Source organism: Bradyrhizobium denitrificans, from assembly GCF_013179005.1.
GTDB lineage: Bacteria > Pseudomonadota > Alphaproteobacteria > Rhizobiales > Xanthobacteraceae > Bradyrhizobium > Bradyrhizobium denitrificans.
Window position 1 is genome coordinate 304,521 of the sequence record NZ_JABFDP010000002.1, and the last position, 10,667, is coordinate 315,187.

Below are 10,667 nucleotides of genomic sequence, written 5' to 3' on the forward strand. Positions count from 1 at the left end.
CCGACTTTCAAGAATTTGACTTGGAGGTTGGCCCCGTGATGAAGGACGCCTTGGACGGCCGCATCAGGCTGGGCCGTTCCAGACCGCGTCCCTGCAGCGGCGTCCAGTCGAGCGGCGCCAGGACAGTCGGCGAGGAGTCCTCGGACATGCGCGTGACCTGGTCGCCGGGCAGGCAGACGCCGCCGGCGACGAAGCTCGGCTCGGCGCCGAATACCGCGCCGCGCCCAGCGAACTTGTCATAGGCCAGCGGCAGCGTGTTGCGCACGCCGGCCATGCCCATGCCGCCGCGGGCGTCGATCGCCATCATCTCGCTCATGCACATCTTGCCGGTCTCGACGCACATGTTGAGGATCGTGCGGAACAGGTCACTGTCGACCGAGGCATAATAGCGAACCGGCTCGTTGGCGCTGGGACGCTCGAGCACGAGATAATCCGGCTTGGTGAGCTGCTGCCCGCTCGCTTTCGCCTTGTCGACCCACCCGGCGAACTCCGCATCCGACAGGCCGTGGAAGGCGAAGCGCATGCCCGAGAAGCCGGCGCCGCTGTAGTTCGCCGAGAAGCCGCGATAGACGCCCGGCTTGTTGATGACCGCGTGCAGCCGGCTCTGCATGCCCGGCATCGCATAGATCTGGCCGGCGAGTGCCGGAATATAGAACGAGTTCATCACCGAGGACGAGGTGATCCTGAAATCGAGCGGACGATTGACCGGCGCTGCGAGCTCGTTGACGGAGGCGACGCCATATTCGGGATAGATGAACAGCCACTTCCAATCGAGCGCGACGACATTGACCTCGAGCGGCTTGTCCTGCGGCGTCACCGGCCGGTCGGCGGCGATGCGGCCGAGCGTGCGATAGGGATCGAGCAGATGCGTGCCCATCCAGGTCACCGCACCCAGGCAGATGATGATGAGCAGCGGCGCCGCCCAGATCAAAAGCTCGAGCTGGGTCGAGTGATCCCAATCCGGCGTGTAGGTCGCCGCCTCATTCGACTGCCGGTAGCGCCAGGCCACGATCGCTGTAGCAGCCATCACCGGCACCACGATCAGCAGCATCAAGACGGTGGCGATGATCACGAGATCGCGCTGCTGGGCGGCGACGTCACCGGAGGGCGCAAGCACCACCAGATTGCAGCCGCCGAGCGCGAGCCCGAGCGGTAGCAGGGCCAACGATTTCCAGTAACGCACGATTAACCTCGTCAAAAGGCGGATCTCTGAACGAGGCCTGACGTAGCGACCGGACGCCGTGCCCAACATTGGACAATTTGTCCAATACCGGAGCCGCGTCCGGGCAGACAATTACGGGCACAGATAGAGTGCGAGAGGACTGCAGGCAGCGATGACACAGGCAGCAGCGACAGCCGACGGCGAGACCAATCTCTCCCGCAGGCATGAAGCGAATCCCGGCGAGATCGCGATCGGGGTCATCATCGGCCGCACGTCGGAGTTCTTCGACTTCTTCGTCTACGCCATCGCCTCGGTGATCGTGTTTCCACGCCTGGTTTTCCCGTTCGCCGACGAGCTGACGCAGACGCTGTATTCCTTCGCGCTGTTCGCGCTCGCCTTCATCGCGCGCCCGTTCGGCAGCGTGATCTTCATGGCGGTCGACCGCCGCTACGGCAAGAGCGCCAAGCTGATCATGGCGCTGTTCCTGCTCGGCACCTCCACCGTCGCCATCGCCTTCCTGCCAAGCTATTACACCGTCGGCGCTTCGGCGATCTGGCTGCTGGCGCTGGCCCGAATCGGCCAGGGCCTCGCTTGGGGTGGCGCCTGGGACGGCCTGGCGTCCCTGCTCGCGATGAACGCGCCGGAACATCAGCGCGGCTGGTATGCGATGATTCCGCAACTCGGCGCGCCGCTCGGCCTGATTGTCGCCAGCACCCTGTTTGCGTTCTTCGTCGGCCATCTCTCGGCGGCCGACTTCTTCGACTGGGGCTGGCGCTATCCGTTCTTCGTCGCCTTCGCCATCAACGTCGTGGCGCTGTTCGCCCGGCTGCGCATGGTCGTGACGCCGGAATATGACGAGCTGTTCCAGTCGCGCGAGCTGCAGCCGGCCAGCGTCAGCAACACGATCCGGCACGAGGGCCGCAACATCGTGATCGGCGCCTTCGCGCCGCTGGCGAGCTTTGCGCTGTTCCACATGGTGACGGTGTTTCCGCTGTCCTGGGTGTTCCTGTTCACCAAGGAGACGCCGGCGCGATTCCTGATCATCGAGGCGGTCGGCGCCGTGTTCGGCGTGGTCGCGATCGTCGCGTCCGGCATGCTGGCCGACCGCATCGGGCGAAAATCGCTGCTGATCGGCTCGGCGATCGCCATCGCGGTGTTCTCGGGCTTTGCGCCGCAGCTGCTCGACGCCGGTCCGGTCGGCGAGACGATCTATATGGTGCTCGGCTTCATCCTGCTCGGCCTGTCGTTCGGCCAGTCCTCCGGGGCGATCGCCGCGAACTTCGCCCGCACCTATCGCTACACGGCCTCGGCGCTGACCGCCGACCTCGCCTGGCTGTTCGGTGCGGGCTTCGCGCCGCTCGCCGCGCTGCTGCTGGCGGCTTATCTTGGGCTGATCTCAGCGGGTGGCTATCTGCTGTCAGGCGCGGTGTGCACCCTGCTCGCGCTGTGGCTCAGCACGCCGCGGCAGCTGGAACAGAAATAAGCGAAGCGTCGCATTTCGCTGGAGATTGACCTCATGGTTCGAGACGCGCCGTCGGCGCTCCTCACCATGAGGGTTGATACCTCGCCCCGAACTCACCCTCGTCCTGAGGAGCCCGCCGAAGGCGGGCGTCTCGAAGGACGCTGAGAGCCGCACTCCTCGCCAGGAGTGCTGCTGACCGGACATCACGTACCACGCCACTTCCGCTCCGCCTCGTCCCAGGCGGCGAGCGGCTGCAGGTCCGGCACCCAGGCGAGTCCTGTCTTGGCGTCCGACGACACCGCCTCCGGTGTCACGACCATGTCGAGCAGCGCCGGCCGGTTGGCGAGCGCGCGCTTGATCGCGGGCCCCAGTTGCTCCGCAGTTTCGACGCGCTCGGCGTGCATGCCGAAAGCGCGCGCCATCGCGGCGTGATCGGCGAATTGCAGCTTCGTGCCGACGACCTTGCCATGCGTCACGGTCTGGTCGTGCACCTCGATCTGCCAGGCGCCGTTATTGGCGACGACGATCAGCACCGGCGCCTTGTGGCGGACTGCGGTGTCGACCTCGATCGCGTTGAATCCGAAAGCGCCGTCGCCGGTCGCGACCACCACGGGTCTGTCGGGAAAAGCGAGGCTGGCGGCGATGCCGTAGGGCACGCCGATGCCGATACAGCCGAACGGGCCGGGATCGAGCATCAACGGCGCGCTGAGGCCGACGCGGGCAAAGGACAGGAAATCGCCGCCATCGGTGATGACCACGGCGTCGTTGCCGATCGCGTCCTGCAGCGCCGACAGCACGCGATTCGGATGCAGCCGGCCGTCGGAGCCGGCCGGCGCCGCCGCCATGCTCTGCTTCAGCTTGGCCGCGCGTTCCTGATGGCCGGCGCGCAGCTTTGCGGCCCACTGACGATCGACAGCGGATTCACGATTGCCCGCCAGCGCCACCATCGCCCGCAACGTTTCCGCCGGTGACGCCAGGATCTCGGCAGCACCGCGGCGGTTGTCGCGCAGCTCGCTCGCGCTGTCGCTGATGCGCACGAATTTGGCGTCCTTGAACACGGCGGGCGAACCATAAGCGAGCTGGAAGTCGAGCTTTCGGCCGACCGTCAGCACAACATCCGCATCGCCCATCACCGCGCCGCGCATCGCGCCGACGACCGAGGGATGATCATCGGGCACGAGCCCCCTGCTCTCGCCGGTGTCGAGATAGACCGCGCCGAGACGATCGAGGAGACCGATCAGCTCGGGACCCGCCCCGCGCGCGCCGCGGCCGGAGATGACGAGTACGCGGCGCGCCGACCACAGCAGCTCGACCGCCTTCTCCACCTCAGCCGGATCAGGCCGCGGCGCCGCGCGCGGCTTCGGCGCGAGATGCTCCTCGAGTTGCAAGGCCTCGGGCACGATCCCGCGCAAGGTGTCGACCGGAAAATCGATGAAGACGGGCCCCGGCTCACCGCCATCGCCAAAGGCGCGCGAGATCGCCTCGTCGAGCTCCTGCAGTACCAGCGACGGCTCGCGCACGGTGCGGGCATAACGCGTGATCGAACGCACCAGCTGGGTGTGATCCATGTCCTGCAGGCCGCCGCGATTCTCCTGCGGCCGCGGATTGCCGCCGGAGATCACCAGCACCGGCGCGCGCGACACATGCGCGTTGGCGATGCCGGTGATCGCATTGGTCATGCCGGGCCCGGCCGTGACCAGCGCGACGCCAAGCTCACCCGTCAATTCGGCATGGGCCTGCGCCATGTGCACGGCGGCGCGCTCGTCGCGCACGTCGATGATGCGGATGCCCTCGGCGTCGAGCCGCATCCAGATCGGCATGATGTGGCCGCCGCACAGCGCGAACACGCGGCTCACGCCGCGGCGCTTGAGCAGGCGGGCAATCAGGGCGGCGGCACTGTCGGGGGAGATTTTCATCTGACGACTCCGGCGGACGATGGTGGGGTCAGCCCGGCGCGAGCCAGGCCACCAGCAGCGAGACGGTGAGGACGGCGAAGATGTGCGAGACGAGGATCGCGCCCGATGTGACGCCGGCCTCGAGGCCATAGAGCTTGGCGATCGTAAACGGCCCCGAGCCGATCGGCAGCGCGCTCAGGATCACGGCCGAATGCGACCACAGCGGCGGCATCGCGAACACATGAAAGGCGAGCAGCGCGGTCACCGCCGGCTGCATCACGAGCTTCAGCGACACGAGAATGGCGATCGAGTTGGCATCGTGCGTCACCACCCGCTCCTGGGCGAGAAAGAGACCGATGCAGACCAGCGCCGCCGGCGACGCCGCGCCGCCCAGCAAGGTCGTGAAGCTCATGAACGGCGCCGGCAGCGCGAAGCCGCTCAAGCCCACCGCGAGCCCGGCGACGGGCGCGATGAACAACGGGCTGGTCAGGAGCGAGCGCGCGACCTTGGCGATGGTCGCCCCGAGCGTGGCGCCCTTCTGCAGATCCATCTCGACGACGACGATCGCGAACAGAAACAGCACGCAGGCCGTGAACAAAGTGGCGATGATCGAGGCCGGCGCGCTGTCCGGGCCGAACACCAACAAGCACATCGGAATACCCATGAAGCCGACATTGCTGTAGCCGGCGTCCAGCCCCTCGATGCTGGCATTGGCGACGCGACGGCCGCGCAGCCGGCTGATCGCAAAGCCGGTCGCAAAGGTCGCGGCGATGCCGCCGCAGAACGCGCCGATGAAGCCGAACTGGCTGACCTGCTCGACGCCGATCCTGGACATCGCCGTGAAGATCAGCGCCGGCAATGCCAGATACACGGCAAAGCGGTTGAGGTTGTCGGTCGCGGTGCGATCGAACACATTGAACCGTCCGCACAGGAAGCCGGTGAGGATCAGCGCGAAAATCGGAAGAGCGGAATTGAGAACGGCCTGCATCGCAGTTCCATATCAGACCGCGGCCCATCGCAACCACCTCACGGCGCAAATCTCTTCTTCAACTCGCGATGCAGGATCTTGCCGGTGGCATTGCGCGGCATCTCGGCGTCGGTGATGAAGGCATAGGTCCGCGGCCGCTTGAAGCCGGCGAGACGATCCTTCGCCCATTCAGCCAGCTCGCATTCCTTGATCGCCATGCCGTCGCGCGGCACGATCACGGCGTGGACGCGCTCGCCCCATTTGTCGTCGGGCAGGCCGATCACGGCGATGTCCTTCACGCTCGGATGCGCGCCGACCAGCGCCTCGACCTCTGACGGATAGATGTTCTCGCCGCCCGAGATGATCATGTTGCTCTTGCGGTCGGCGAGGTGGATGTAGCCGTCCGCATCGCGGCGGGCCATGTCGCCGACCGAGCAATAGTCGCCACGAAACGCCTCAGCGGTCTTGTCGGGCAGGCGCCAGTAGCAGTCGAAGGTATGTGCGTTGGAGGAATAGAGCTCGCCCGCCTGCCCGTCCGGCACTTCGTTGCCGGCTTCATCAAGGATGCGGATCGGCGCGGCGCCGACGCATTCGCGCCCCACGGAGCCGAGCTTGGTGAATTGCTCATGCGGGTGCAGCATCGTCACCCAGCCGGTCTCGGTCGCGCCATAGAGCTCGTAGAGGCCGGACTTCGGAAACATCTCCATCACCTCGCGCTTGGTCTCCGGGCGGGCCGGCGCCGAGGAGATCATCAGCTTGGTCACCGCGCTGAAATCATGCTGCGCGCGGATCGCGCGCGGCAGGTCCAGCATCATAATGTAGTGCGTCGGCACCAGCGAGGTGAAGGTCGAGCCGCCGTCTGCGAGCGTCGTCACCGCGTGCTCGGGATCGAAACTCTTGCGCGAATAGATCGAATTGACGCCGCCAATATAGCCGAAGGCTCCGAAGAAGTTCAGCGAGTTGGCGTGGCACATCGGCATCACCAGCAACGCGCCGTCATTGCGGCTGAGCTTCAGCTCGATCTCGGTGACCATCGAGAGCAGCACCGCGCTGCGATGGCTGCGCAGCACGCCCTTCGGCTTGCCGGTCGTGCCCGACGTATACATCAGGGTCCAGGGGTCCGATAGCGCGACCTGCTGGGTCGGCTCGCGATCGGCAGCCGCCGCGATGATGTCCTCATAGTCGCGATAGCCGGCCGGACGCGGCCCGGTGCCGAAATGGATGAAGCGATCATCGGCGATGCCGAGATCCTGGCGTGCCTCCTCGACCAGGCCGACGAGTTCGTCCTGCACGATGACAGCGGACGCTTCGGCATTCTGGACGATGAACTGCACCTCGGGCGCGGTGAGGCGGAAATTGATCGGCAACGCCACCAGTCCGGCTTTGGCCGTGGCTGCATAGATCTCGCACCACTCCACGCAATTATAGGCGAGAATGGCCACCCGATCGCCCTTGGCCAGCCCGAGCCCGAGCAGCGCATTGGCGAGCCGGCAGGCGCGCGCGTTCCAGAGCCTGAAGCTCATCGACCGTTCGAGATCGCGGGCGCCGGTGCGCTCCGGCGACATCCGGGCGTGGGCCGCCAGCATCTGGCCGAAATTCAAGAGGTCCTTCATCGTCGTTCCCCCTTCATCTCTTCATGTGCGGTCGATGGATCATCGCAGCAGCCCGATCGAGAACCACGGCACGGCCGCGATCACGATCGTGCCGATCAGGAGCGCCAGCGTGTAGCCCAGCATCGGCCTGATCCCGAGGTCCGGATGAATCCGGCTGATGGCGCAGGCGGCGTAGTAGCCGACGCCGAATGGCGGCGCGAACAGGCCGATCCCCATCGCCAGGATCACCACCATCGCATAGTGCACCTCGTGGATGCCGATCTGCTTGGCGATCGGAAACAGCAGCGGGCCGAACAGCACGATCGCGGGAATGCCTTCGAGCACGCTGCCGAGCACGATGAAGGCCACGATGGTGACCGCCAGGAACATCGGGGCGCCGCCGGGCAGATTGGTCATGAAGCGCGCCAGCGCGGTGGAGAAGCCGGACTGGGTCAGCGCCCAGGCCATGCCGGTGGCGGCGCCGATGATCAGCAGGATGGCGCCGGACAGCGCCGCGGTCTCGATCAGCATCGGCGACAGCCGCCGCCAGTCGAAGCGGCGGTAGAGCAGCAGACCGCACAGTACCGAATAGACGATGCCGATGGTGGAGACTTCGGTCGCGGTCGCGACGCCGCCGACCACGGCGGCGCGGATGATGAAAGGCAGCGCCACCGCCGGCAGAGCGATGACAAAGCTCTTGGCGATAACGGTCAGGCTCGCCTTGCTGACATGCGACAGATCCTCGCCGCGATAGCGCTGCCAGACCACGATGCAGAGCATGGCGGCGAGCACCAGGCCGGGCAGCAGGCCGCCGGTGAACAGCGCCGCGATCGACACGCCGGTGACCGAGCCGATGGTGATCAGCACCAGGCTCGGCGGGATCGTCTCGGTCTGCGCGCCGGTGGCGGACAAGAGGGCCACGAGATCGCCGGGCCTGGCGCCGCGCTTCACCATTTCGGGAAACAGCACCGGCGCGACCGCCGCCATGTCGGCGGCCTTGGAGCCGGAGATGCCGGAGACGAGATACATCGCCGCGACCAGCACATATTGCAGGCCGCCACGGACGTGCCCCAGCAGGCTGGCAAGAAAGCCGACCATCGCCCGCGCCATCCCGGTCATCTCGATCAGCAGGCCGAGGAACACGAACAGCGGCACCGACAGCAGGATCAGATGGCTCATGCCCTCGTCCATGCGACCGATCACGACGGTGGACGGCGTTGTCGTCGTCAAGGTGATGTAGGCGAAGGTGGCGAGGCCGAAGGCGAAGGCGATCGGCACCGCGGCGAACACCAGGATCGCAACGAGGCCGACGAAGAAGATCAGCAGATTGAGGTTGCCGAGCGGGATCAGCGCCGGGCCGATCAGATGAAGCCCCATGCCGGTCGCGCCAATCAGCACAGCGGCGGCACCGACCAGCTTCCATTCGCCGAGCGTGCACAGCCGCAGTACGGCCATGACCAGCATGACGCCGAGGCCGGTCGGCAGCGCGGCGGCGCGCCACAGATTGGACAGCTCCAGCGCCGGCGTGGTGATGATCGCCTCGTCGGCAGCGAACTCATAGGCGGGATCGATGACGAGGATCAGGAAGGCGAGCGGCGCGGCGATGGCGAGCACGTCGAGGAACGATTGCATCCGCTTCGACAAGCGCCCCACCGCGGCGGTCATGCGCATGTGCTCGCCGCGCTGGAAGGCGACGGCGGCGCCGAGCATGGCAAGCCACAGGAAGAGAATGCCGGCCAGCTCGTCCGACCAGATCAGCGGCCTGTGGAAGACGTAGCGGGCACAAACGCCCGCGAACAGCACGCCGATCTCGGCGACGACGAGCAGCGCCGCCGCAGCCGAAACGATGGCGCCGAGCCCCCGCTCGAGCGCGCGCGTGATGGAGACCAATCCGGTTGCGGGCAGGAGGGACGCACTGGATTGTTCGGCGAGCTGCACGGCCATGGCCCGACATCCGCGCTAGTGTGAAGATCAGCTGATATTGCCGGCGTAGCGCTGCAGCAGCGCCCAGGCCTCGTCGCCGAACTTCGTCTTGGCGTCCTTGTAGAAACTGGTTTTGGCCAGGGTCGCCTGGAACAGCTCGGCATCGGTCTTGTTGAAGGTCAGGCCCTTGCCTTCCAAGCTCTTCTGCAGATCGGCGTTGGCCTGGACGATATCGTTGCGCTGCTTCCTGGCGGCCGCGTTGAACGTCGTCTGCAGCAGCTTCTGGACGTCCTGCGGGATCGTCTTCCAGATCTTGCCGCTGGACAGCAGCCAGAAGCCGTCCCAGCTGTGATTGGTCAGCGAGCAGAATTTCTGCACCTCGTAGAACTTGGCGGAATCGATCAGCGCCAGCGGGTTCTCCTGGCCGTCGGCGATCCTGGTCTGCAGCGCCGAATAGGCCTCGCTCAAGGGCACGCTGATCGGCGAGGCGCCGAACGCCGAGAACATCGCGACCCACAGCGGCACGACGGGCACACGGATCTTGAAGTTGGCGAGATCGGCCGGCGCGGTGATCGGCTTGGTGCTGGTCGTGATCTGGCGGAAGCCATTGTCCCAGACGCTCTCGAACGGAAACAGCCCCACCTTCTCGATGTTGCGGCGGATGAAGCCACCGACCTCGCCGTCCATCGCGGCCCACACCTTATCGTAGCTGGTGAAGGCGAAGCCGACGCCGGTCAGCGACGCCGTCGGGATCAACGTCGACAGCACGGTGCCCGGCATGGTCGCGAGCTCGAGCGCGCCGGAACGCAGCTGGGTGATCATGTCGCTGTCGCTGCCGAGCTGGTTGTTCGGAAACAGGCTGATCTCGACCTGCCCCTTGGTCTCCGCGGTGATCGCCTCGACGGCCTCGCGCAGCCGCACGTTGACCGAGTGCGTGGCCGGCAGATCGTTGCCAAATTTCAGCTTGAGCGGCGCAGCCTGGGCCAGCACGGCCGGGCTCTGCACGAGACAGCCAGCGGCGGCGCCGGCTGCAGTGGTCAACAACGCACGACGGCTCACCTTGAGCATGGCCTCTCTCCCACGAGGGTCGCATTTTCGCGACTTCTGAGGAATTCGTATTCCGAATTCGAATTCAAAGCAAGTGAATTTGATCGGAGCTGCTCGGCTGAAATTGCTCCGGGAGACGGATCTGAATACCTCTCCCCGGCCCACACCTCCCGTTTCGTCTCGGGCAAGTCCGATAACGCGTCAGCGCTGGCGGGCGCGGACCCGGGACACCATCACTCCGCGGCGGTCGTGGCTTGGGCGAGATCGGTCGACCATCGTTCCCTCCACATTTTCTGGGGTGATGGGGTCACGGATCGGCGCGCCCTTTGCGCGCTTGTCCGGGACGACAGCTGGGGAGACATCGGGAGATCACCAATCTCCTTGCCTCCTGATTGTCGCGCAAAACATGCACTGCGAACATGCGGAGCAATCAACGAGCTAAGGCTCGTCCGACAAACAAGCTGAAATTCAAGCCGGCTAACTCATGGACAGAAGCCGCGCGGAAACGATGGCCGCTGGGTGAACGAAAAACATGAAATATAGAGGGTGGAGCGGACCGCCCCACCCTGCTTGTTCGTGCTACGCCTTCATGTTGGCCTTCACCGCTTCCGCGGTGATC

General features: G+C 65.9%; 7 protein-coding genes. 1 reads left to right on the forward strand and 6 read right to left on the reverse strand.

Features of this window, described 5'->3' with window-relative positions:
- Positions 1-7 precede the first annotated feature (7 nt).
- Positions 8-1,183 (reverse strand): ubiquinol oxidase subunit II, encoded by a 1,176-nt coding sequence (gene cyoA, locus HL671_RS03440; protein WP_172235590.1) that lies wholly within the window; start codon positions 1,181-1,183, stop codon positions 8-10.
- Between the two features lie 151 nt (positions 1,184-1,334).
- Between cyoA and HL671_RS03445 the strand changes: the two genes are divergently transcribed.
- Positions 1,335-2,645 carry an MFS transporter gene (locus HL671_RS03445; protein ID WP_172235591.1) on the forward strand — a complete coding sequence of 437 codons (1,311 nt, stop codon included), beginning with the start codon at positions 1,335-1,337 and terminating at the stop codon, positions 2,643-2,645.
- 182 nt (positions 2,646-2,827) lie between these two features.
- On the opposite strand, the gene HL671_RS03450 is transcribed toward HL671_RS03445, so the two are convergent.
- The 5 genes from HL671_RS03450 to HL671_RS03470 are packed head-to-tail and all read right to left on the reverse strand — an operon-like array spanning position 2,828 to position 10,069.
- Positions 2,828-4,540, reverse strand: coding sequence for a thiamine pyrophosphate-binding protein (locus tag HL671_RS03450; RefSeq protein WP_012042248.1), 1,713 nt, complete (start codon positions 4,538-4,540; stop codon positions 2,828-2,830).
- Positions 4,541-4,568: 28 nt separating this feature from the next.
- The gene (locus HL671_RS03455; protein ID WP_012042247.1) at positions 4,569-5,507 is read right to left on the reverse strand and encodes an AEC family transporter; all 939 of its coding nucleotides are present in this window, start codon (positions 5,505-5,507) and stop codon (positions 4,569-4,571) included.
- A 38-nt stretch (positions 5,508-5,545) separates the two neighbouring features.
- A complete protein-coding gene (locus HL671_RS03460) occupies positions 5,546-7,099 on the reverse strand; it encodes an AMP-binding protein (RefSeq protein WP_172235592.1) in 1,554 nt (517 codons plus the stop codon).
- 39 nt (positions 7,100-7,138) lie between these two features.
- Positions 7,139-9,022 (reverse strand): TRAP transporter large permease, encoded by a 1,884-nt coding sequence (locus HL671_RS03465; RefSeq protein ID WP_172235593.1) that lies wholly within the window; start codon positions 9,020-9,022, stop codon positions 7,139-7,141.
- A 27-nt stretch (positions 9,023-9,049) separates the two neighbouring features.
- Positions 9,050-10,069: a TRAP transporter substrate-binding protein gene (locus HL671_RS03470; protein ID WP_172235594.1), complete on the reverse strand. Its 1,020-nt coding sequence runs from the start codon at positions 10,067-10,069 to the stop codon at positions 9,050-9,052.
- Positions 10,070-10,667: the final 598 nt, after the last annotated feature.